This is a genomic window from Paramesorhizobium salinisoli (assembly GCF_003335045.1).
Taxonomy (GTDB): domain Bacteria; phylum Pseudomonadota; class Alphaproteobacteria; order Rhizobiales; family Rhizobiaceae; genus Paramesorhizobium; species Paramesorhizobium salinisoli.
Window position 1 is genome coordinate 62,608 of record NZ_QOZG01000001.1, and the last position, 21,683, is coordinate 84,290.

At 60.4% G+C, this 21,683-nt stretch carries 21 protein-coding genes; 15 read left to right on the forward strand and 6 right to left on the reverse strand.

The annotated features are described in order from the left end of the window. Positions 1-15: 15 nt before the first annotated feature. Positions 16-813 (forward strand): transglutaminase family protein, encoded by a 798-nt coding sequence (locus tag DUT91_RS00290; protein WP_114438393.1) that lies wholly within the window; start codon positions 16-18, stop codon positions 811-813. 41 nt (positions 814-854) lie between these two features. Continuing rightward, positions 855-1,583: a proteasome-type protease gene (locus DUT91_RS00295; protein ID WP_114438394.1), complete on the forward strand. Its 729-nt coding sequence runs from the start codon at positions 855-857 to the stop codon at positions 1,581-1,583. An 82-nt stretch (positions 1,584-1,665) separates the two neighbouring features. Here DUT91_RS00295 and DUT91_RS00300 read toward each other — a convergent pair whose 3' ends face one another. Further along, a complete protein-coding gene (locus tag DUT91_RS00300; protein ID WP_114438395.1) occupies positions 1,666-3,678 on the reverse strand; it encodes a L,D-transpeptidase family protein in 2,013 nt (670 codons plus the stop codon). A gap of 289 nt (positions 3,679-3,967) precedes the next feature. Here DUT91_RS00300 and DUT91_RS00310 point away from each other — a divergent pair, with 289 nt between their 5' ends. Beyond that, complete coding sequence (locus DUT91_RS00310) at positions 3,968-5,587, forward strand: fumarate hydratase (RefSeq protein WP_114438950.1); 1,620 nt, start codon at positions 3,968-3,970, stop codon at positions 5,585-5,587. Between the two features lie 210 nt (positions 5,588-5,797). On the opposite strand, the gene DUT91_RS00315 is transcribed toward DUT91_RS00310, so the two are convergent. Continuing rightward, positions 5,798-6,709, reverse strand: coding sequence for an alpha/beta fold hydrolase (locus DUT91_RS00315; protein WP_114438397.1), 912 nt, complete (start codon positions 6,707-6,709; stop codon positions 5,798-5,800). A 47-nt stretch (positions 6,710-6,756) separates the two neighbouring features. Here DUT91_RS00315 and DUT91_RS00320 point away from each other — a divergent pair, with 47 nt between their 5' ends. Then, complete coding sequence (locus DUT91_RS00320; RefSeq protein WP_114438398.1) at positions 6,757-7,221, forward strand: MarR family winged helix-turn-helix transcriptional regulator; 465 nt, start codon at positions 6,757-6,759, stop codon at positions 7,219-7,221. 18 nt (positions 7,222-7,239) lie between these two features. Here DUT91_RS00320 and DUT91_RS00325 read toward each other — a convergent pair whose 3' ends face one another. Together DUT91_RS00325 and DUT91_RS00330 are read right to left on the reverse strand one after the other, a co-directional pair. Continuing rightward, positions 7,240-7,851, reverse strand: a complete 612-nt coding sequence (locus tag DUT91_RS00325; protein WP_114438399.1) for a pyridoxamine 5'-phosphate oxidase family protein — start codon at positions 7,849-7,851, stop codon at positions 7,240-7,242. Positions 7,852-7,867: 16 nt separating this feature from the next. Continuing rightward, positions 7,868-8,227 carry a gamma-butyrobetaine hydroxylase family protein gene (locus DUT91_RS00330; protein WP_114438951.1) on the reverse strand — a complete coding sequence of 120 codons (360 nt, stop codon included), beginning with the start codon at positions 8,225-8,227 and terminating at the stop codon, positions 7,868-7,870. A gap of 175 nt (positions 8,228-8,402) precedes the next feature. Here DUT91_RS00330 and moaA point away from each other — a divergent pair, with 175 nt between their 5' ends. From moaA to DUT91_RS00370, 8 genes are all read left to right on the forward strand, one after another. Next, a complete protein-coding gene (gene moaA / locus DUT91_RS00335; RefSeq protein ID WP_114438952.1) occupies positions 8,403-9,443 on the forward strand; it encodes a GTP 3',8-cyclase MoaA in 1,041 nt (346 codons plus the stop codon). 116 nt (positions 9,444-9,559) lie between these two features. Beyond that, entirely contained in the window at positions 9,560-10,471 is a 912-nt protein-coding gene (locus tag DUT91_RS00340; RefSeq protein ID WP_114438400.1) for a DMT family transporter, read from the forward strand. Continuing rightward, a complete protein-coding gene (gene mobA, locus DUT91_RS00345; protein WP_245419417.1) occupies positions 10,472-11,128 on the forward strand; it encodes a molybdenum cofactor guanylyltransferase MobA in 657 nt (218 codons plus the stop codon). 5 nt (positions 11,129-11,133) lie between these two features. Continuing rightward, positions 11,134-11,640, forward strand: coding sequence for a molybdopterin-guanine dinucleotide biosynthesis protein B (gene mobB, locus DUT91_RS00350; protein WP_114438954.1), 507 nt, complete (start codon positions 11,134-11,136; stop codon positions 11,638-11,640). A 230-nt stretch (positions 11,641-11,870) separates the two neighbouring features. Then, positions 11,871-12,665, forward strand: a complete 795-nt coding sequence (locus tag DUT91_RS00355; protein WP_114438401.1) for an ABC transporter substrate-binding protein — start codon at positions 11,871-11,873, stop codon at positions 12,663-12,665. A gap of 219 nt (positions 12,666-12,884) precedes the next feature. Further along, positions 12,885-13,610, forward strand: coding sequence for an ABC transporter permease (locus DUT91_RS00360; RefSeq protein WP_114438402.1), 726 nt, complete (start codon positions 12,885-12,887; stop codon positions 13,608-13,610). Positions 13,611-13,612: 2 nt separating this feature from the next. Further along, complete coding sequence (locus DUT91_RS00365; RefSeq protein ID WP_200834883.1) at positions 13,613-14,449, forward strand: ABC transporter permease; 837 nt, start codon at positions 13,613-13,615, stop codon at positions 14,447-14,449. Positions 14,450-14,522: 73 nt separating this feature from the next. After that, the gene (locus DUT91_RS00370; protein WP_114438404.1) at positions 14,523-15,143 is read left to right on the forward strand and encodes a glutathione S-transferase family protein; all 621 of its coding nucleotides are present in this window, start codon (positions 14,523-14,525) and stop codon (positions 15,141-15,143) included. 9 nt (positions 15,144-15,152) lie between these two features. Here DUT91_RS00370 and DUT91_RS00375 read toward each other — a convergent pair whose 3' ends face one another. Beyond that, entirely contained in the window at positions 15,153-17,612 is a 2,460-nt protein-coding gene (locus tag DUT91_RS00375) for a penicillin acylase family protein (protein WP_114438405.1), read from the reverse strand. 73 nt (positions 17,613-17,685) lie between these two features. Between DUT91_RS00375 and DUT91_RS00380 the strand changes: the two genes are divergently transcribed. After that, entirely contained in the window at positions 17,686-18,555 is an 870-nt protein-coding gene (locus DUT91_RS00380) for an NAD(P)-dependent oxidoreductase (protein ID WP_114438406.1), read from the forward strand. Beyond that, positions 18,552-19,253 carry a DNA alkylation repair protein gene (locus tag DUT91_RS00385; protein WP_114438407.1) on the forward strand — a complete coding sequence of 234 codons (702 nt, stop codon included), beginning with the start codon at positions 18,552-18,554 and terminating at the stop codon, positions 19,251-19,253. The genes DUT91_RS00380 and DUT91_RS00385 overlap by 4 nt, the downstream gene beginning before the upstream one ends. A gap of 30 nt (positions 19,254-19,283) precedes the next feature. Here the strand turns inward: DUT91_RS00385 and DUT91_RS00390 are convergent, their stop codons facing one another. Further along, on the reverse strand, positions 19,284-20,828 hold the full coding sequence (locus DUT91_RS00390; RefSeq protein ID WP_114438408.1) for a sensor histidine kinase: 1,545 nt from the start codon (positions 20,826-20,828) through the stop codon (positions 19,284-19,286). A 160-nt stretch (positions 20,829-20,988) separates the two neighbouring features. Between DUT91_RS00390 and DUT91_RS00395 the strand changes: the two genes are divergently transcribed. Further along, complete coding sequence (locus DUT91_RS00395; RefSeq protein WP_114438409.1) at positions 20,989-21,675, forward strand: thermonuclease family protein; 687 nt, start codon at positions 20,989-20,991, stop codon at positions 21,673-21,675. Positions 21,676-21,683 lie beyond the last annotated feature (8 nt).

Genomic DNA, 21,683 nt, shown 5'->3' on the forward strand with positions numbered 1-21,683 from the left:
AAAAAAGAGCCGCCCATGCTGCTGACGATCCGCCATACCTCGCATTATCGCTACGATGTTCCCGTCGCCTACGCCGTGCAGCGGCTGCGACTGCGCCCGCAGACTACGACCGGCCAGAAAATGCTCCAATGGCAGGTAACGGTGGACGGTGCGGACCCGGAAGTTTCCTATACGGACGGCTATGGAAACAAGGTCGATCTCGTCCGCCACGGCCGCAACGTGCGTGAAATCACCATCACGGCTACAGGCCAGGTCGAGACCGAAGACCGGGCAGGCGTGATGGGCGAAACCGGCGGCTTCGCTCCGCTTTGGCTGTTTTTGCGCAGGACCATGCTGACCCAGCCCGGCGAGGCTCTCAGGGAAATGGCGGTCGGCATCCCGACGGAAGGCGACAGGCTTGCCGTCCTGCACGCGCTGATGAACGCCGTCCACCAGCGTGTTGCCTATGTCCCCGGCACAACCGACGTGACAACCGACGCCGAAAACGCCCTGAAGAACGGCAAGGGCGTTTGCCAGGATCACGCCCATATCTTCATTTCCGTCGCCCGCCTTCTCGGCATCCCCGCACGCTACGTCTCGGGTTATCTGATGATGGAAGGTGTCGTGGACCAGACGGCGAGCCATGCCTGGGCCGAGGCTCATGTGGCCGATCTGGGTTGGATCGGGTTCGATGCCGCCAACAATATATGCCCGAACGAGCGCTATGTACGCATCGCCTGCGGCCTCGATTATCGCGACGCGGCGCCGATTTCCGGCATGCGCTTCGGCAGTGCGGTCGAGAGGCTTGCGGTCGAAATCAATGTAGAGCAGTAATATCGCCGCTTTGGGCTCGGATAGGATTCGGAATAGCTGATATGACGTATTGCGTCGGACTGAAGATGGATCGCGGCCTGGTTTTCATGTCCGATACAAGGACCAATGCCGGTCTCGACAACATCTCGACCTTCACCAAGATGCACACATGGTCGAAGACCGGTGATCGGGTCATCGTGCTCCTGTCGGCGGGAAATCTGGCCACCACGCAAGGCGTCGTAAGCCTGATCGAGGAACGGTCAAAAGCGCCCGACGAGCGCCACCCCTCGGTTTTCGGAACGCCCTCGATGTTCCAGACGGCAAGGCTGATCGGTGAGACCGTCAAGGAAGTCATACGGGAGGCGGCGCCCAGCGGCCAGAATGCCGATTCCTTTTCCGCGTCGTTTATCCTGGGCGGCCAGATCAAGGGTGGCGAACCGCGCCTGTTCTACATCTATCCCGAAGGCAATTTCATTGAATCCTCCGTGGATACGCCCTTCTTCCAGATCGGCGAGCACAAATACGGCAAGCCGATCCTGGTCCGCGCCTACGACCCGGCGATGACCTTCGAGGACGCTGTGAAGCTATTGTTCGTGTCTTTTGATTCGACTCTGAAATCCAATCTTTCCGTGGGCCTGCCGCTCGACATGCTCCTCTACGAGGCAGACTCGCTCAAGATGGGTCTCCACAAGCGCATCGACCGCACCGACCCCTATTATACGGCGATCTCCGACGGCTGGTCCGAGGCCCTGAAGCTCGCCTTCCAGAGCCTCCCGCCTTTCGAGCCGTAGAGGGGTTGAGTTTATGGAAACGTGGGCATGCGTTTGGATACCCAACGTTTCCGCCTCAACGGCCCGTCGAAGCGCGCCCTGATCAGCTATTCGCCAGACGCGACACCCGCGTCTTTTCCATTGCCTTCGCCAGTTGCGCATCGCGCTCGTAGACATCGTCATAATAGCGGATCTTGCCGGTCGAAGCGTCGGGCCAGGCGGTGAAATAGCTGATATAGACCGGAATCTGCTCCGGCACCTTCACGCCGCGCTCGTTCTTGCCGAAATATTTGTTGAGGCTTTCCACCGGCACGTCGAGCACTGCGGCGGCCATGTCGCGCGGACGCTCCAAGCGAATGCAGCCGTGGCTGAGCGCCCGCATGTCCCGCTTGAAATAGGATTTTGCCGGCGTGTCGTGCATGTAGATGTCATGGCTGTTGGGGAACAGTATTTTCAGTTCGCCCAGCGAATTGTCGAGGCTCGGGATCTGGCGAATGCCGACATCCGCCTGCCCCGCAGCGATCCGCGACCAGTTGACGGAACTGGACGGAACACGCTTGCCATTCTGATAGACCTCATAGCCATTGCGCCCGAGATAGCCCGGATCGCGCAGGATCTTCGGCATCATCTCGTTGAGGATGATCGAGCGCGGCACGCCCCATGACGGGTTGAACACCACGGTCTGGATCTTGTTGTAGAAGAAATAGGTCTGGTGCCGGGGCGACCCGACCACCACGTTCATGGCGACCTTTTCCTGGCCGTCCGCGAAATATTGCGCCCGATAGGCAGGCTGATTGACGAAGACGTAACGGTTGCCGAAATCATGCGGCAACCAGCGCAGGCGCTCCATCGCATAGAGGATGCGATCGCGCTTCACCGCCGTGGATTCGCTCTGCAGCGTTGAAATCGTGTTGCGCCCGATCACGCCGTCGGGCTGGCTGCCCGCCTGCTTCTGGTAATCCTTGATCGCCGCGACCAGCGCCGGATCGTAGACCGTAGCGCTCTCATGCTCGCCGAGGACTGCCTGATGCTTCTCCAGATAATCTGCGGGAGCCTTTTTGAGGATCAGCGCCACCACATTGGCGACTTCAGGGTTCTCGTCGCCGGGGCGGATCAGCGTGCCGGGCGCGATTTGGACCTGCACATCGTTCTCCCGCCCGTCGAGATCGGCGAGGCTCCTCTTCAGCTCCGCATACCATTTGCTCTGCGGGTGAAAGGAGGCGAGATAGGCCGCCGGATCGTCGGCAACGGCCAGCTTTTCCAGCACATCCCGCGCCTTCACACGGCCGCGCGGCAGGTCGTGCATCTCGCTCAGCCGGTCGGCGGTAATACGCCCCTCGCCCGCGTCTATGGCATAGCGCAGCGCCCGCGCCGTCAGGAGAATTTCGAAATCGGCAAGCTTCTTCAGGCGATCCTGCTCGTCCGCCTTGTCGAAATTGTCAGCCGGGATGACGACAGCATATTCCTCCGGGTCGAGGCCGTCCTCGCCCGCCTTGGCGAAGAGCGCGGCGACCTCCTTCGCGGGAGACGCGACATCGAGGCCTGTCGACCACAGGAATTTCTGATGCGCGGAATAGAAATCGACGATGGCGTCGGCGATTTGCTTTTCGGCGCGCACATCGGTCGCCTTCAGATGCTCGATCGCCTCGACGAAAACATTGGTGTCAGCATCAGCGGATGCCTTCGGCGGCAAGGGCGGCATGCCCGAGGTGATCCCATCGATCTGCGGCCGGTCCGTAATCTCCGTGGCTGCCGTCATCTGCATGTCGAACTTGGAGAAATCGACCCGGACCAGCGCATCCGGCTTGTAGTCATAGATCTGCGGCCCCTTCACGGTGATCCGCTTGATAGGAGTTGCCGGCTGGCCGGCGCTAGCTCTCGGCTGTGCAGGAGCTTCGACTGCGGCGCGCGGCGTCCGGACGGTGGCGGCGGGCGGCGTTGGCGGAGCCATTTCGGTCTGCGCCTGCTTCTTCTGGCGGAAAAGTTCCAGAAGCGTGCTGGCCGCCATTGCGTCGGTTGCGGTCAATGCGGTCGTAACGGCGAGTACGGCGCCGATTGCCGCTGCGGCCAGAGCTTTGTTCCTTGCCACAGCGATGTTTCTGGATGAAAAATTCATGATATCCGCCCAATAAATTTTCTATCGCGACTGATGCTGATCGCCGCGTGCGATTCCCTTGGAAAGCTCACATTTGCGGATTCTCGTATAGATTCTTTTAACGACGAAACTTTCTTTGCAGGCCGCCGCCATATCCCGTTCACATTCGCTTGAAGCGTGACTTTTCTGCATCTCGCTGAAGGCGCACCGCGCGATCTGCCGCAGTGGATTTCCACTGATATCGCGATAAAAGCGCCTCATCTCAGCCGCCCTTGGTCGGGTGCTCGAATGATACAAACGGGGTATGCAAATGGCAGACGCGGTCACCGCCGATCTTTTCCCTCTGGGCCCGGACGAAACGCCCTACCGCAAGCTTTCGGCCGATCATGTTTCGGTCGATAGCTTCAAGGGGCAGGAAATCCTCAGCGTCGACACGGAAGGCCTGCGGCTTCTCGCCGAAGCAGCCTTTGCCGATATCAACCATCTCCTGCGGCCCGGCCATCTGCAGCAATTGGCTAAAATCCTCGAAGACCCGGAAGCGACCGACAACGACCGCTTCGTCGCCTACGATCTCCTGAAGAATGCCAATATCGCCGCGGGCGGCGTCCTGCCGATGTGCCAGGATACCGGCACGGCGATTATCATGGGCAAGAAGGGCCGCCGCGTATGGACTGAAGGCGGCGATGCGGAGGCGCTGGGCGCCGGCGTGCTCGACGCCTATGAGAAGAAGAACCTGCGCTATTCGCAACTGGCGCCGCTTTCGATGTTCGAGGAGAAGAACACGAAAAACAATCTGCCGGCGCAGATCGATATCTATGAAGAAGGCGAGGACGCCTACAAATTCCTGTTCGTCGCCAAAGGCGGCGGTTCGGCCAACAAGACCTTCCTTTACCAGGGCACGCCTTCGCTCCTCAGCCATGACCGGATGCTGGATTTCCTGAAAGAAAAGATCCTGACGCTCGGCACATCGGCCTGCCCGCCCTATCATCTGGCTGTGGTGATCGGCGGCACGTCGGCCGAGATGAACCTGAAGACGGTCAAGCTCGCCTCGACACGCTATCTCGATGGTTTGCCCACCAAAGGCTCAGAGAGCGGCCACGCCTTCCGCGATCTCGAAATGGAAGCCGAAATCCACAGGATGACCCAGTCGCTTGGCATCGGCGCGCAATTCGGCGGCAAATATTTCTGCCACGACGTGCGCGTCATCCGCCTGCCGCGCCACGGCGCGTCGCTGCCGATCGGTCTCGGCGTCTCCTGCTCCGCTGACCGTCAGGCCAAGGGCAAGATCACCAGGGACGGCATTTTTCTGGAACAGCTCGAAACCAATCCGGCGAAATACATGCCCGATGTCGACGAGGAGAAGCTGTCCTCCCATGTGGTGCGGATCGACCTTAACCAGCCGATGAATCAGATTCTGAGCGAGCTCTCGAAACATCCTGTAAAGACTCGCCTTTCGCTCTCAGGTCCCATCATCGTTGCCCGCGATCTGGCGCATGCAAAGATCCGCGAGCGGCTCGAGCGCGGCGAGCCGATGCCGGATTATTTCAAGAACCACCCGATCTATTATGCCGGCCCGGCCAAGACGCCAGCCGGCTATGCCTCCGGTTCATTTGGACCGACCACGGCAGGCCGCATGGATTCCTATGTCGACCAGTTCCAGTCCTTCGGCGGCTCGATGGTGATGCTGGCCAAGGGCAACAGATCGCGCCAGGTGCGCGAGGCCTGTGGGCGGCATGGAGGCTTCTATCTCGGCTCCATCGGCGGCCCAGCCGCCCGTCTGGCACAGGACTGCATCAAAAAGGTCGAGGTAGTGGAATATCCGGAACTCGGCATGGAAGCGATCTGGCGCATCGAGGTCGAGGATTTCCCCGCCTTCGTCGTCATCGACGACAAGGGCAACGACTTCTTCAAGGAGCTGAACCTGGGGTGAGGAAGGTTGCCGAGGGATTGGCTGACACGGCCCTCGGCCTTCATTCCGCAACGTTTGCGATTGATACCGCGCTTGATGAGGGCGTAATCTCCCTCCTTGTGGGGGAGATGGCCGGCAGGCCAGAGGGGGGGTGCGATGCCCCGCCATCGTTCCAATCCAATGACCCCGAGGTTCGGGGGACCTTCTCCCACAGGAGAGAACGAAAGCCGCTCAGGCCGCTTTCTCCATTGCGCTTCTGCCGGCCACGAACTGCGCCACCCGCGCCGCCACTTGCCCGCTGGCGATGATCCGTCGGTGGCCCAGCCCGTCAGCCCAATGCAGCGTGACATGCGGCCCCGCCTTGGCCTTTGACTCGGCGGATTTCGCCGACACTTCCTTGTCGTCACGGGCGTGAATCACCAGTGTGGGAATTTTCAAGCTGCGCAGGACATGGTCCGTGTCGAAGGCGGAGAGCGGGCTGCAGGCGAGTTGCAGCACTTCCCTGTCCATGGCGTCACGCACATCGCGCCTGAGCCCCACCATCCTGCCGAAACCGTCGAAAACCTCGGTCATCGAGTGCGGCGCGGCGATGGTGACAAGCTTTTCCGGTGTGCGGGCAGGATAGCACGGGGCTGTGCCCGCCGCCGCATTGACGATAACGGCGCCACCGAAGGAATGACCGATCATGGCATGGAACGGGCCGAATTGCCGCCAGGCGGCATCTACCGACGCGATCGCCTGCACCATGTGGAGCGCCCTGCCCGGCGACGCTCCATGTCCCGGTAGGTCGATGGAAACGACCCGCTCACCTGCGTCGAGCAGGGCGTCAATGATCGCAAGCATATCAGCCGTGCGCGAGCCCCAGCCATGCACCACCAGCGAAATCCGTCCCGATGGCGCAGGCTTGACCGGCTCAAAAAGATGGGAAACGAACATGCCCCGGTCGATCGCCAGGTCCAGACGCCGCGCCTTGGCCACCTTCGCCTCGGCGCGCGCCAGCTTTTCCGCATGGGATTTGCTTTTCGGCTTGCGGGCGGGCGTGCGGCAAAAAAGCTTGAACGCGGCGCGGCCTGCGCGCCTGGGCGCAATCCTCCCATAGATATCGAAGCCGAGACGCGTGACCTGGAAGATGAAGGGTGTCATAGTCGAAAACCCGTTAAATGTTCAACCATGAACAATATTGTACAAGAATGAACAAAAAGCAAGATACTCCGAAGTCGTTTCCCTGGGACAATCCGCGCTTCAAGAACTGGGTCGCGATGATGCGCGCCGAAAAGGCTGTGGCGCGCGAGCTCACCCGCGCGCTGGCGCCGCTCGATCTCAAGATCGCGCAGCTCGACGCCATGATCAATCTCTACCGCCATCCCGGCCAGTCGCAGCATGACCTTGCCCGCAGGCTCCTGGTCGGCCGCTCCAACATGACCATGCTCCTGCCCCAGCTTGAGGCGCAAGGACTGTTGCGGCGCGAGAGCGACCGCAAGGACAAGCGCGTGTTGCGCCTCTACCTGACCGATGAAGGCGAGAGACGGCTGATGCAGGCGCTGGAGGTCTATACCACGCTGATCGACCGCGTCATGAACCAGTCGACGCCGGAGGAATGCGACAGGATGGGCGACATGATGCGCCGCATCAGCGAGATGCTGAAGGAAGAATAAGGTCTTCTCTGATCCCGCCTACCACATGGTGGCCTTGGCCCGGCCGGGCCACGCCGCATCATAAGCCTCGCCGTCGATACCCGCGCCGCTGGTGCGGGCCAGGATTTGGCCGGGACTCGGCAGGGCCTTCGGATCGACATGCTTTTCTGCATTCCACAGTTCCGAGCGGTGGATCGCCCGCGCGCATTGGAAATAGACTGCTTCGACATCGATCACCGTCACCGACCGCGCTGCTTTCCCCTGCACAGCAAAGGAAGCGCAGAGTTCCGGATCGACGGAGATCGAGGCGCGGCCATTGACACGCAGCGTGGTTCCCGAGCCGGGCACGAGAAAGAGCAGGCCGATCCTGCCATCGCGGATGATGTTCTTCAGCGAATCGGCGCGATTGTTGCCGTGCCGGTCCGGCATCATCAAGGTGCGCTCGTCATGGATGCGGATGAAGCCCGCTAGATCGCCGCGCGGCGAGCAATCGAGCCCTTCCGGGCCGGCAGTTGCCAGCGCAACAAATGGCGAAGCCTCGATGAAGGCCGCATATTCCGGGATGATGTGGTCGATTTCCTTGACGAGCGATGCTTCGCCCGGCTTGCCGTAGAGCGCTTCGAGTTCCTCGACAGTCCTGATAATGGTCATATCGCCTCCTGATCGCTCAGCCCTCGCGGCTGAGCCCCTTCCCCGCCAGCTCGTCCAGATAAGCCTGCCAGCGGCTTTCCTTCTCTCGTCCGAGTTCTCTCAGGTAGGTCCAGCTGAAAAGCCCGGTATCATGCATGTCGTCGAAGGTGATGCGCACGGCGTAATTGCCGATCGGCTCGACCTTCAATATGGTCACATTGATCTTGCCGGGGACCGTCACCCGCTGTTCCGGCGAATGCCCCTGCACTTCCGCCGAGGGCGACAGGACGCGCAGCATCTCGGCGGGAAGTGCATAGACCTCCCCATCGTCGAAGCTGATCGTCAGGGTCTTGCGGTTTGGCGAGACGCGCAATTCCTTGGGCCAGACACCAGCCATGACGTTCTCCTGTTCCTGCCGCTGCTTGCGGATCGTGATAGGCGGCCAGATCGTGATAGGCGGATTGGACGCACGCGGCAAGCCGGTTCCCGCCCCTCCCTGTCGTCCTTGTGACTGGACACATCCCCGCCGACATCTTATCTCTGTTTTTCAGGAGGAGTTGTTCTTGGACGAGATGCTATTGAACCATCCGGCAGATCAGGGCGCCATTCGCACCGAACCGCCGATGATTGACCCCTTCGGCCGGGCGATCACCTATCTGCGCGTGTCGGTGACCGACCGCTGCGATTTCCGCTGCACCTATTGCATGGCGGAAAACATGGTTTTCCTGCCGAAGAAGGATCTGCTGTCCCTTGAAGAGCTAGACCGCCTCTGCACCGCCTTCATCGAAAAGGGCGTGCGCAAATTGCGGCTTACGGGCGGTGAGCCGTTGGTTCGCAAGAATATCATGCATTTGATCCGCGAGCTCTCCCGCCATCTCCGCTCGGGCGCGCTCGAAGAATTGACGCTGACCACCAACGGCTCGCAGCTCGCGCGCCATGCGGCTGAACTCGCCGAATGTGGCGTCAGGCGCATCAATGTCTCGCTCGATACGCTCGATGCGGAAAAATTCCGTACCATTACCCGCTGGGGCGAGATCGGCCGCGTTCTCGAAGGCATAGATGCGGCACAGGCCGCCGGCATCAAGGTCAAGCTCAACGCCGTCGCGCTGAAGGGTTTCAACGAGCACGAAATCCCTGAGATGATCCGCTGGGCGCATGGCCGCGGCATGGATATGACGCTGATCGAGACCATGCCGATGGGCGAGATCGACCTTGACCGTACCGACCAGTACCTGCCGCTTTCCATGCTGCGCGCCTCGCTTGCGCGCGAATTCACCATGACCGACATCCCCTACAAGACCGGCGGCCCTGCCCGCTATGTCGAGTTGCAGGAGACCGGCGGAAGGCTCGGTTTCATAACGCCGATAACCCATAATTTCTGCGAAAGCTGCAACCGCGTGCGCATTACCTGCACGGGCACGCTCTTCATGTGCCTCGGCCAGGAAGACGCAGCCGACCTGCGCGCGCCGCTGCGCGCATCGGAAGGCAACGCCCTGCTTTCCCAGGCGATCGACGAGGCCATTGGCCGCAAGCCCAAGGGCCACGATTTCATCATCGACCGCCGCCACAACCGCCCTGCCGTATCACGCCATATGAGCGTCACCGGCGGCTGATCCGCCGCTGCCTGTTTCAGCGGCAGAAAAGATCATTCCATATTCTGAAATGCCAATATTTCAGTCGCGCGGCCTCACGCGGCGGGATAAATGAATGATCAATCGGAATCATCATCTTGGCGCTTTCCCCCAATGTCCGCAGCTGTATTTTCATGATGCTCGCCATGGCGAGTTTCACCGCCAACGATTCCATCACGAAATTTCTCTCCGAAAGCATGAACACCGGCCAGATCATGCTCTTGCGCGGCGCGCTCGCCACGGCGGTGATCCTGATCATCGCCATGCAGCGCAAGGCTGTGATTCCACTGCGCAAGACGCTGCACCCCATGATTCTCCTGCGCGCTGTCGGTGAAATGGGCGCAACCATCACCTACCTCGTCGCGCTGGTGCATCTGTCCCTGGCGTTCACTTCGGCCGTCTTCCAGTCCGTTCCACTTGCTGTCACAATGTGCGCGGCGATCTTCCTCAAGGAACAGGTCGGTTGGCGTCGCTGGCTGGCGATCACCACGGGTTTTGTCGGCGTGCTGATCATCGTGCGTCCCGGCGCCGACGGGATCAATCCTTATGCCGCGATGCTTCTGGTCGGCGTCGCCTTCACGGCCTGTCGCGATCTGGCGACAAGACGGGTGCCGGATACCATACCGACGCTGATGATATCGGCCCTCACCTCGTCGGCTATCACCCTGACCGGCGCAGCGCTCATCGTGCCCATGGGCGGCTGGTCGCTGGTCGGCTGGGGCGAAGCTGGCCTTCTCATGGTCGCTGCCATCCTGCTCCTCATCGGCTATCATTTCATCATCCTGGCGATGCGCGAGGGTGAGATATCCTTCGTTTCTCCCTTCCGCTACACAAGCCTTCTCTGGGCAATATTGCTTGGGTTCCTGATTTTCGGCGATATTCCCGATCTGCCGATGATCATCGGCTCGGCGATCGTCGTCCTGAGCGGCATCTATATGCTGTACCGTGAAAGCGTGGTCAGCCGCCGCAGCCGGGGGGAGCTTACGCAAAGCCATGGCAAAGACGGTTAGATGATGACGGAAAACGCGTTTCGCAAACCGCTGGGCGTGATCCTCGCCGGAGGGCGCGCACAGCGCATGGGCGGCGGCGACAAGGGCCTGATGCTGCTCGGCGGCCAACCGCTTGTTGCCCGTGTCATCGAGAGGCTGCGCCCGCAACTCCAGCATCTGATCATCAATGCCAATGGCGATCCCGCCCGCTTCTATCAATTTGGCCTGCCCGTCGTGGAGGACGCCATTGCAGGCCATCAGGGCCCGCTTGCCGGCGTTCAGGCGGCGATGCGCTATGCCAGTCACATGGACGACGCCTCACGGCCCAGCCATATCGTGACCGTCGCTGCCGATACGCCCTTCTTCCCCACCGACCTCGTAGCGCGCCTGACACGCCAACTCAAAGAACCCGACAACATCGTCCTGGCCGTGTCCGGCGGCAACATCCACCCGGTTTTCGGGCTTTGGCCCATCGCGCTCGAAAATGATCTGGCTGCCTTTCTGGTCAGCGGCGAAAAGCCGAAAGTCAGCGTGTGGGCCAAACGCCACGGCATTACGGAAGTAGAGTTCGATCCGCTTGAGACGGGGACGGGCCTGGCGGTCGATCCCTTCTTCAACATCAATACCCAAGAGGATCTTGCGCAAGCCGAGCAATTACTGACAAAAATGCGCTCATGAACACCATGAAAAAATGCGTTTTCGGCATCACCGGCTGGAAAAACTCCGGCAAGACGACCCTGACGGCCCGCCTCGTCGAGGAATTGACGCGCCGCGGCTGGCGCGTCTCCACTGTCAAGCACGCGCATCACGATTTCGACATCGACCACGAAGGCACCGACTCCTTCCGTCACCGCAAGGCCGGCGCCGGCGAAGTCGCCATCATTTCCAATCGTCGCTGGGCGCTAATGCATGAGTTGCAGGGGGAAAGCGAGCCTTCGCTCAATGAAATCATCGAGCGGCTCGCCCCTTGCGATCTCATCATCGTCGAAGGTTACAAGCGCGAACCCCACCTCAAGATCGAGACGCGCAGAACCGATGGCCGCAAGGGCGATCGGCTTTCGGCAACCGACCCGAACATCGTCGCCGTCGCCAGCGACCATCCTGTTGCCGATGAAACCGTACCGGTTTTCAATCTGGATGATGTCGCGCGAATCGCCGACTTCGTCGAAACGCAAAGCGGCCTGCGCTGAGCATTTTTTCCTCAAATTGCCGGACGCGCGGATATCACGCAATAATATTGCGACGACTGGCCGTTGAATTCACATGACCGACCCCATTCAATTGCTCGCTATTACCTGTTGCTTTTGCAATAGAAATGGTGGGAATATCCGTGCCCAGGCGCGGGCACCGCGACCTTCGCCCGAAGGCTGAGCCAGAAAAGAAGACGGGGAACAGCCGGGCTTTAACAGAGAGGTATAAAATGCGTATCATGAAGCGTTTCGCTCTTGCAGCGTCCGCAGCCGCCATTGTTTTGACGATGGGAGCCGCTGCCGGGGCACAGGAGCCTTTGAAGCTCACCATCGCTTCCGAGGGCGCCTATCCGCCCTTCAACACATTGACGCCAGACGGCAAGCTCGAAGGCTTCGACATCGATATCGCCAAGGCGCTCTGCGATGAGATGAAAGCGGAATGCACCTTCGTCGCCCAGGATTGGGACGGCGCCATTCCCGCCCTGCAGGCCGGCAAGTTCGACGCCTTCATCGCGTCGATGTCGATCACCGACGAGCGCAAGAAGCAGGTCGCCTTCTCGGACAAATATTATAACACCCCTCCCGCTATCGCGGCCCCGAAGGATACCGACATCAAGGGCGTGACCAAGGAAGACCTGGCCGGCAAGACCATCGGCGTACAGGGCTCGACCACCCACGCCAATTATTCGGAGAAGACCTACACCGACAGCACGATCAAGTCTTATCCGACTGCCGATGAATATCGCCTCGACCTCGTCAACGGCCGTCTCGATGCCGTCAATGACGATAGCGTCACGCTGACGGAATGGCTGAAGACCCCTGATGGGGCCTGCTGCAAGATCGTCGGCCTGATAACCCCGGTCGAAGCAATCCACGGCCCTGGCGCGGGCGTCGCCATCAGGAAAGAACGCCCTGAGCTCGTCGCGAAGTTCAACGAGGCGATCAAAGCCATCCGCGCCAACGGCACATACAAGAAAATCAACGACAAATATTTTGATTTCGACGCCTATGGCAGCGAGAACTGATCCGACGGCTGCCGATATTTGAATAAAGAGAGACGGCGGAATTTGCTTCCGCCGTCTCTCCGGAAAAGGACCGGCGCATCGGCTCGACAGAATCGAGCACTGAAAGCACGGTGCGCAGATTCAATGATTTACAGCGTTCCCTGCGCGGTCTAAAGGACCCGCGACGCTGTAGGGGTTCCCGTACCAGGTTTTTCAGCGGCCCCGAAAAGGAATAGGCGAATGGAGCATTATGCAGCGCTTCTGAGCTTCGGCGAAGGAGGCTGGGGAAGGAGCATAGCCAGTGGCGTGCTCGTCACCATATCGCTCGCACTGGCGACTTTGCCGTTCGGTCTGCTGATCGGCTTCTTTATCGCAGTGGGGCAGCAATCGAAGGAACCCTCGCTCCGGCTTGCCGCCAGCATCTATACGACCGTCTTTCGCGGACTGCCGGAACTGCTGACGCTCTTCCTCGTCTATTTCGGCGCTCAGATCGGCCTTCAGAAGGTCGTCGCGATGCTCGGCATTGACGCTACGATCGAGATCAACTCCTTCGCCGCCGGAATGCTGGCGCTGGGCGTGGTCTTCTCGTCTTATGCGAGCGAGGTTTTCTTGTCCGCTTTCCGCGCCATTCCGGCGGGACAGTATGAGGCGGGCTATGCCATTGGCCTGTCTAACTGGCTGACCATGCGCAAGATCATCCTGCCGCAACTGGTCCGCATCGCGCTGCCGGGTCTCGCCAATCTCTGGATGGTTCTCCTCAAGGACACCTCCCTTATTTCTGTCATCGGTCTTGCCGACATCTTGCGCCAGACCGGCGTTGCGGCGCGCGTGACCAAGGAGGCCTTCCTGTTCTTCGGCACGGCCTGCCTGCTTTATCTCATCCTCGCCATCATCTCGTCCTTCTTCATCACCCGCATCGAGAACTGGGCATATCAAAGCCAGGACACGGAGAAGGAGCGCGCATGACCATGACCGGAAACACCACGGCGCCCGCTGCCGAGACAGTCCTGCGACCTCCCGCACTTCCCCACCCATGGACCGGCACGCGTGTCGTGGGCTACGCCCTCGTCGGTCTCTGGCTGGCGCTCTTCATCGGCCTCGCAATTTATCTCTACAATTCCTGGCGCATCGACCTTTTCGAGACCTACGCCCCGAAATACTGGTCCGGCTTGCAGACCACGCTTATCCTGGTTGCGATCTCCAGCCTGCTCGGAGCGCTTGTTTCCATCCCCATCGCGATCGCAGGCCTGTCGAAGAACCGCTTCTGGCACGCCATCTCCACAGGCTATGTCTATTTCTTTCGCGGCACTCCCCTTCTCGCCCAGACCTTCCTCATCTATTACGGGCTCGGTTCGCTCCGCCCGCAAATGCAGGAACTGGGGCTCTGGTTCTTCTTCCGCGACGCGTGGAACTGCGCGATTCTCGCCTTCACGCTGAACACCGCCGCCTATCAGGCCGAAATCCTGCGCGGCGCCATCAAGAGCGTTTCCATTGGCCAATGGGAAGGTGCTGCGGCGCTCGGGTTGCCCACGCGGGTCACGTTCTGGAAAGTGATCCTTCCGCAGGCGCTGATCGTCGCACTTCGCCCCTACGGCAACGAACTCATCCTGCTGCTCAAGGGTTCAGCCATCGTCGCGATCATCACGATCTATGATCTGATGGGCGAGACGCGGCGCGCCTATGCCCGAACATTCGATTTCCAGACCTATCTCTGGGCAGCGGTGATCTACTTCGTGATGGTGGAGCTGATTCGCAATCTATGGAACTGGATAGAACGCCGCCTGACACGCCATCTCGTCCGTTAGAGCGCCGCACGCGCGTCCGAGCAAAGGATGCTCTACCACCAAGAGTGAACAAATCTTATTCGGGAAGCCAAACATGCTGAAAATCTGGGGCAGAACCAACTCGACCAACGTCAAGAAGGCGCTTTGGACAGCCGACGAACTCGGCCTCGGCTATGAACATATCACAGCCGGAGGCGCCTATGGCTTGGTCGATACACCAGAGTTCCGCGCGCTCAACCCCAATGGCCTCGTTCCGGTGCTTGAAGATGATGGCTTCGTTCTCTGGGAATCGAATGTGATCGTCCGCTATCTCGCCGCGAAATACGGAAGCGGCACGCTGTGGATCGATGATGCCGCGAAACGCGCGGACGCGGAAAAATGGATGGACTGGGCAAGCACAACCCTCGCCGCACCTTTCCGCGACATTATCTGGCACTTGGTCCGGCTGCCCGAGGACAAGCGCGACCCGGCCATCCTCGAGCAGGGCATCGCCGCCGTTGCCAAGGCCCTCGAGATTCCTGAAAAACACCTATCCAGCCAGCAATGGTTGTCCGGCGACCAATTCGGCATCGGCGACATTACGCCCGGTATCTTCATCTATGCCTGGCACGAACTTCCGATCGACCGGCCGCAATTGCCGAACATTGCGGCATGGTACGAGCGGCTCAAGCAGCGTCCTGCCTATCGCAAAAGCGTGATGACGCCGCTGACGTAAACAGCGCCGTCATCTCTTCGGCAACAGCTTCCACGTACCGAGCATTCCATCCTGATAGCCGGCCTCGGATGCAGGAATGGTGAACGCCTCGATATTGCCCCAGCGTTCCGCCATGTCCCTGTAATGCGTTGACAGCACGTTGCCGGACTGGCCGGTTGTCTGGATATAGGTCGAGCGGTCGAGATCGCCCAGGTCGAATATTCCGCGATAGCTGGTGCCATGCGTCGCGCGGTAGGGATTGGCCTCGTCGTTCCAGTTGGGCGTGCCGCGGTCGAGCGTATAGGCGCCGCCCGACGCGGGCTCATTGACGTCGAATATCCGGTCGAGCGGCTTGACCCGCGCAAAAGGCCGATGCGCGCCATAGGCATAATGCAGTGCGCCCCAGTTCCACGCGCTGCGGTCGGAGCCGAGGCGCGTTTCCAGATCCGACTCCGCGTCCTTCAAAGCCAGCGCCAATACGTCGCCGCAGCTCTCCCGTTCCGGCGTGCGCCCGTCGTCGCACCAGTCGCGCGCCGCATCGGGCGAAAGCCAGCGCAGCATGGCAGTCGCCCTCGCCCGCCAGAACCCCGGAAATGCGTCGCCCAAATCGTCCGAGATGATGCGTTTCGTCGCAAACCGCAGCCATGCCTCGAAGATGAGCGGTTCGCTACGCGACTTGTCCTCGCGATAATCCCATCGCTTGAGAGCCAGGATATCGTCGGCATTCACGTCGCTGCGTCCTTCGACGAGGCCGAGCATGACGGGGCCGAGCGCTGCATAGGCCGGCGAATAATCGTCGCCCTGCGCCTGCCGGTTGGTTTCCAGCGTCTGCTTGACATTGCTGTCGAGCATCAATGTGGCGATGCGGTCGCGCCGCCACGCCTCATCCCAGTCGAAGGTGAGGAAAGGCGCATAGCTGCTATCGACGATCTTGCTGTTGGCGGTGCCAATGGCGCCGCGCGTCGGGTTGTATTGGCGAGGCAGATCCTCGTATGGAATATAGCCCTTCCAGTCGTATATCGCGTCCCAGCCGGGCGAAGGCGCCCGACCCATGATCTGGTTGGCCGGATCGCGCACCGGCACGCGCCCAGGCGCGATCAGGCCGATATTGCCATCGACATCCGCCACCACCATCGACTGCATCGGCGTCACGAAATCATGCATTCCGTCCAGATACGCCTCGACGGACTGGAAGTCCCACAATCGGAACCCCGCCGATATGGTCGTGTCATCCTGGGCAAGCGCCGTCCATTGCAGCGCCGGAACCGTACCTTGGGGCAGATAGCGCTGCAGCCCGCGGTAATTAGCGGGAAGGACGGGACCGTGACGTGTGGCGCGGCGCTCGAACGTCACATCCTGCTCGTCCTTCACCCGGATCGTCTCCGTCCGCTTGTCGAAGGGGCGATAGCCCTCAGGCGTCAGATATTCATCCGGATTATCCGGGTTGATCCGCTCCACGAAGATATCCTGCACATCCGCCGCGGTATTGGTGAAACCCCAGGCCACGCGGTCGTTGCGCCCGAGAAACACCAGCGGCGTTCCCGGCAGGGTGACACCTATGAGATTGCGCGTCTCGCCCCCAGGAGCCTTCACCTGAAGATGCGCCAGATACCAGAGCGAAGGCGCGGTGAACTCCAGATGCGGGTCATTCGCCAGCATGGGCTTGCCCGTCTCGGTCTTCGTACCGGCGAGTACCCAGTTATTGGACGCGCCCTGCCCCATTATGCCGTCGAGCGCGGCAAATTGCTGCTCGTTGGGAAGCGCCGCATTGACCGGCCCGCTGGCCAATCCAAGCAGCGTCTTCAGATCCGGCAAGTGCGGCGGCGTATCCTCGCTGAGCGGCGGCAACAGATCGTTCATTTCCGCGTTGCTCATCCCAAGCCGCGCGAATTTTAGCCGTTCCATCTCCTCGCCGATATTGGCGGCGAGCGTCACGGACATCATCTTGACCGCAGCGACCACATCGGTGGCCTGCCATGGTTCCGGCTTGCGGTCGAGCAGGACGAATTCGGGAGAAAATTTCGATGCGAAAGGCCGATCGTTGCGGTCGATGAAGGCATTGACGCCGCGCGCATAGGCTTCGATAACGCCCCGGTCCCGGGCATTCAGCACCTTGAAGGAATCAGCCGCTGCGCCATAGGCATCGATTGTGCGCAGGAACATGTCGGTAGCGACGGTCGCCTCGCCGAATATCTCGGAAAGCCGGCCCTGTGCCGCCATGCGAGCGACCTCCATCTGCCATAGCCGCTCTTGCGCATGGACGAAGCCAAGCGCCATGGCGACATCTTCCATCGAGGCGCCTGAAATATGCGGCACGGCATTCCGGTCGCGCGTAACCGTGACGGGCGCACCAAGCCCCGCCAGTTGCGCCTCGCCGCTTTCCGGAGCGACAGACCGGGCAATCCAGACATAGATGATCACGGCGGCGAGCAATGCGAGGGGAATAAGGGAAAATACGACCCATAAAAGACCTTTGATGATCCGCCGCATTGTCTTAGTTTCCTCCCCGACGCATTTCGCAAACGTGACAGCGCTCCCACACTATTGAAGAGGAATAGAGATAATGGCAACAGTGGCATTCATCGGCCTGGGCATCATGGGATATCCGATGGCCGGCCACCTCAAGACGCGCGGCGGGCACGATGTGACGGTCTATAACCGCACGCCGGCCAAGGCAGAAAAATGGGCCGAAGAATTCGGCGGCAAGCACGCTCCGACACCCGCAGAAGCCGCCACGGACAAGGATTTCATCTTCTCATGCGTCGGCAATGATGACGATTTGCGCTCGGTAACGATCGGCGAGAACGGGGCCTTCTCCACCATGAAGAAGGGCGCCATTTTCATCGACAACACCACGGCGTCTGCCGAAGTTGCCCGTGAACTGGCGGCGGAGGCTGAAAAGCGCGGCTTCCATTTCCTCGACGCACCCGTATCCGGCGGACAGGCAGGAGCCGAAAACGGCGTGCTGACCGTCATGGTCGGCGGCGATGAAAAGGTTTTCGAGCGGGCAAACCCGGTGATCGAGGCCTATGCGCGCGCCGTCGGCCTGATGGGACCAGTAGGAGCGGGCCAGTTGACCAAGATGGTCAACCAGATCTGCATCGCCGGCCTGGTCCAGGGACTGTCCGAGGGCATTCACTTCGGCAAGAAGGCCGGTCTCGATATCGAAAAGGTGATCGGCGTCATTTCCAAGGGCGCCGCAGGCTCCTGGCAGATGGAAAACCGCTACAAGACGATGAATGCCGGAAAATACGATTTCGGCTTTGCCGTCGACTGGATGCGCAAGGATCTCGGCATCTGCCTGGAGGAAGCCGACCGCAACGGCGCGTCCCTCCCTGTCACTGCGCTCGTCGATCAGTTCTACAAGGACGTGCAGAAACTCGGCGGCAACCGCTGGGACACGTCTTCGCTCCTGGCGCGCCTCGAAAAATGATCGCGCCTTCATCGAGCGCCGCTGATCTGATCGCCCATCTCCAGACGCTCCGCTCGCAGGAGAACATCGCTGGCATGGGGCGCTTCGGCATCGTCACGGACACGGCGCTCGGTATTCCCACCCCGCAAATGCGGAGGATCGCGCGGCTGGCGAAACGCCATCACGCGCGGGCGACAGAGCTGTGGCAGAGCGGCATCCGCGAGGCGCGGATACTGGCGCTCTATACCACCGAACCGAAGCTGCTGACTGTGGGGGAAGCCCGGTCTTGGGCGGCAGGTTTCAACTCCTGGGAAATCGTCGATGCGGCCGCCGACCTATTCGTCAAGGCACGGCTGGAGCAGGAACTCGTTCCCGCATTCGCTGTCGACGAGCGCGAATTCGTCCGCCGCACCGCCTTCGCCATGATCGCCAGCGCCGCCGTGCATCTCAAGCAGGAGCCGGACGAGACGATCCTCGCTTGGCTGCCGCTCATCGAATTCCATGCGAAAGATCCGCGCAATTTTGTCAAGAAGGCTGTCAACTGGGCGCTGCGCAATATCGGCAAACGCAATCTCGCCTGCCACGAACAGGCGCTCGCGCTGGCCCGACGTCTGGCGGAGGAAAGCGACAGGACTGCACGCTGGATCGGCAAGGATGCGGTGAGGGAACTGGAAACAGCTGAAGTACTGGAGCGGATTGCCGCCAGAACGAAGATGTAGGAGACGTATCGCCGGTAGACCTGCGCCCGGTCAGGCCGCACGCGATTGCTTGTTCGTCCGGGATTTCTGCTCGCGGGATTTCGTCTTGACGGCAGGCATCGCTTCCATGACCCGCGAGGCCGGGAAGATCGCTAGCCCTTCGGTGCCCTCGCGCAGTTTCGAATAGAGCCGGAATTCGCCGCCATGCATGGCCATCAGCGCCTGTACGATGGGCAGGCCAAGGCCGGTGCCCTGCTCCGCGCTCTTGATGGCGATACTGCCCTGTCCGAAGGCCGACAGCACGATCGGTATTTCCTCCTGCGGAATGCCCGGCCCATTGTCGCGGACCGATATATATTGGCCACCGCCTGCGGTCCAACCGACCTTGACCTGGATCTCCCCGCCCGAAGGGGTGAATTTCACCGCATTCGAAAGCAGATTGAGGACGATTTGCCTGACGGAGCGGACATCGACCCATAAGAGCGGCAAATTCTGCTCGAAATGCTCCACCAGCTTGATGTTCTTCTTCTGCAGCTTGATCTGCATCAGGTGAATGCTCTCGCTGACCGCATCCACCAGCCGCACGGCATCCTCATTGAGCGTATAGCGCCCCGCTTCGACACGGCTCAGATCGAGGATTTCGTTGATCAGGTTGAGAAGGTGCTGGCCTGATGTGTGGATGTCGCGCGCATAGTCCCGGTAGGTATCATTCCCCATCCCGCCCAGGATTTCCTTCGACATGACTTCGGAAAAACCGAGGATCGCGTTGAGCGGCGTGCGCAATTCATGGCTCATCGAAGCCAGAAACCGCGATTTCGCGAGATTGGCTTCCTCGGCTCGACGGCGCGCCTCGTCCGACATGGCATTGGCCGTTTCCAGTTCGGCGATCAGTGAATCCTTCTCGCTCTGGAAAGCAAGCGTCATGCGTGCCGATCGGTTGAAGTGGGCCGCGATGTAAGTGAAGAATATCAGTGCGGTGATCAGCATCACCACCGTCGTGCCGTGAAAGGCGGGGGCGAGTTCCGTCCTGGAGGAAAGACTGTAGGCAGCGATCGGCAAAGCGAATGCGGCAATCGTCGCGCCGCGCAATGCCGAGCAAATGATCGCGGTTGCCGCCATCGCCACCATAAGGACCAGCGCCTGTGCAAAGGGAAAGAACTCGACGCCACACGCCCCGCAGCGGATCATGGCGAAATAGGCCCAGCCAATACCGGTGATCGCATGGCCGGCGAGAAAGATATTTTTCCAATGCCTGAGATTGATCTGGTCGGGTGGCGTCTGGTTGAACCTGTGCGTCGCCAGCGCCAGAAACCCGGAACAGCCGACCGTCAGAAGCCCCCAGATAAACATTTGCCTGTCGAAACCGAGCAGGAAGCCTGCAACAGCCACGACCAGCACAAGAATTCCAACGGAAACAGCACTTGCAGCCAATGCGCGCGAATATATCAGTAATATCTCATATTCATAATTCGCCTGTCCGGACTTTTCGAGCAGGCGGTCGCGGGTCTTCCGCACCGCTTTCGCGAGCTCGGCATTGCGCGAGACGCGGCGACGATCAACGATATTCTTGTCGACAAGCGTGGAGGATGACGCCATTTCAGCAGTTCCGCGCTAGGTTCCACAGCCTGGGATTGCAGCCAGAATATTACTCATGCGCGAAAGAATATTGAGCAATGATTAAAAGAACCTCAAGTTTTACGTTAGAATTAGATGGTAAACGCGCAGCGATCTTCCTGCTGCCGGTGGTTAACCCGAAATGAGAGACGTGCGGAACGCATTCAGGCGCACTTACCGGGGCGGCAGATGGCGGGGACCCCGGCCGCAGCGATCACGCTTTCGCCGGCTGCTGGACTGGCTGCTGACGATTGCCTTCTTCGCTCTGGTCGCACTCGTCGTGGCACGGCTGGATATTCCTCCTCGAGAGCGTGAGCCGATCGAGGGATCGGCCTACGCCATCGATGGAGATACGCTGATCATCGGCGGCCGGCATATACGCCTGCAGGGGATCGACGCGCCGGAAATGAAGCAGATATGCCGCCGCCATCAGGGCGAATACGCCTGCGGCACAGAAGCCCGCAATCTGCTCAAAACATTGATCGGCGGACGCACGGTGCGCTGCTCTGGCGCGGCCAATGATAAATACAGGAGGCTGCTCGGCGACTGCCGGGTGGGTGAGATCGACCTGAACCGCAGCATGGTGGAGAAGGGCTGGGCTGTCGCCTATGGCCGCTATACCGACGAGGAAGCTGCGGCGCGCAGAGAAAACCGCGGCATCTGGGCCGGAAGCTTCGAGCGCCCGCAGGATTGGCGAAGAGCCCATCAAGGCACGGACGAAACGCCGCACAGCATCCCCTCGCCCCTCGAAACCTACACGGAAGAACTCTATCTCTGGCTAAAGAACCTGATAACGACTTTATACGACAAGGTGGGAAAAGGAGCTTGAACAGACAA

Coding starts and splice junctions, on each gene's coding strand:
- DUT91_RS00365 (WP_200834883.1), top strand. CDS start 13,613: ATGACCGGAAACACCACGGCGCCCGCTGCCGAGACAGTCCTGCGACCT.
- DUT91_RS00390 (WP_114438408.1), bottom strand. CDS start 20,828: ATGGCGTCATCCTCCACGCTTGTCGACAAGAATATCGTTGATCGTCGC.
- DUT91_RS00385 (WP_114438407.1), top strand. CDS start 18,552: ATGATCGCGCCTTCATCGAGCGCCGCTGATCTGATCGCCCATCTCCAG.
- DUT91_RS00370 (WP_114438404.1), top strand. CDS start 14,523: ATGCTGAAAATCTGGGGCAGAACCAACTCGACCAACGTCAAGAAGGCG.
- mobB (WP_114438954.1), top strand. CDS start 11,134: ATGAAAAAATGCGTTTTCGGCATCACCGGCTGGAAAAACTCCGGCAAG.
- DUT91_RS00315 (WP_114438397.1), bottom strand. CDS start 6,709: ATGACACCCTTCATCTTCCAGGTCACGCGTCTCGGCTTCGATATCTAT.
- DUT91_RS00295 (WP_114438394.1), top strand. CDS start 855: ATGACGTATTGCGTCGGACTGAAGATGGATCGCGGCCTGGTTTTCATG.
- DUT91_RS00395 (WP_114438409.1), top strand. CDS start 20,989: ATGAGAGACGTGCGGAACGCATTCAGGCGCACTTACCGGGGCGGCAGA.
- DUT91_RS00290 (WP_114438393.1), top strand. CDS start 16: ATGCTGCTGACGATCCGCCATACCTCGCATTATCGCTACGATGTTCCC.
- DUT91_RS00355 (WP_114438401.1), top strand. CDS start 11,871: ATGCGTATCATGAAGCGTTTCGCTCTTGCAGCGTCCGCAGCCGCCATT.
- DUT91_RS00360 (WP_114438402.1), top strand. CDS start 12,885: ATGGAGCATTATGCAGCGCTTCTGAGCTTCGGCGAAGGAGGCTGGGGA.
- DUT91_RS00330 (WP_114438951.1), bottom strand. CDS start 8,227: ATGGCTGGTGTCTGGCCCAAGGAATTGCGCGTCTCGCCAAACCGCAAG.
- DUT91_RS00300 (WP_114438395.1), bottom strand. CDS start 3,678: ATGAATTTTTCATCCAGAAACATCGCTGTGGCAAGGAACAAAGCTCTG.
- DUT91_RS00310 (WP_114438950.1), top strand. CDS start 3,968: ATGGCAGACGCGGTCACCGCCGATCTTTTCCCTCTGGGCCCGGACGAA.
- moaA (WP_114438952.1), top strand. CDS start 8,403: ATGCTATTGAACCATCCGGCAGATCAGGGCGCCATTCGCACCGAACCG.
- DUT91_RS00325 (WP_114438399.1), bottom strand. CDS start 7,851: ATGACCATTATCAGGACTGTCGAGGAACTCGAAGCGCTCTACGGCAAG.
- DUT91_RS00380 (WP_114438406.1), top strand. CDS start 17,686: ATGGCAACAGTGGCATTCATCGGCCTGGGCATCATGGGATATCCGATG.
- DUT91_RS00375 (WP_114438405.1), bottom strand. CDS start 17,612: ATGCGGCGGATCATCAAAGGTCTTTTATGGGTCGTATTTTCCCTTATT.
- DUT91_RS00320 (WP_114438398.1), top strand. CDS start 6,757: ATGAACAAAAAGCAAGATACTCCGAAGTCGTTTCCCTGGGACAATCCG.
- mobA (WP_245419417.1), top strand. CDS start 10,472: ATGATGACGGAAAACGCGTTTCGCAAACCGCTGGGCGTGATCCTCGCC.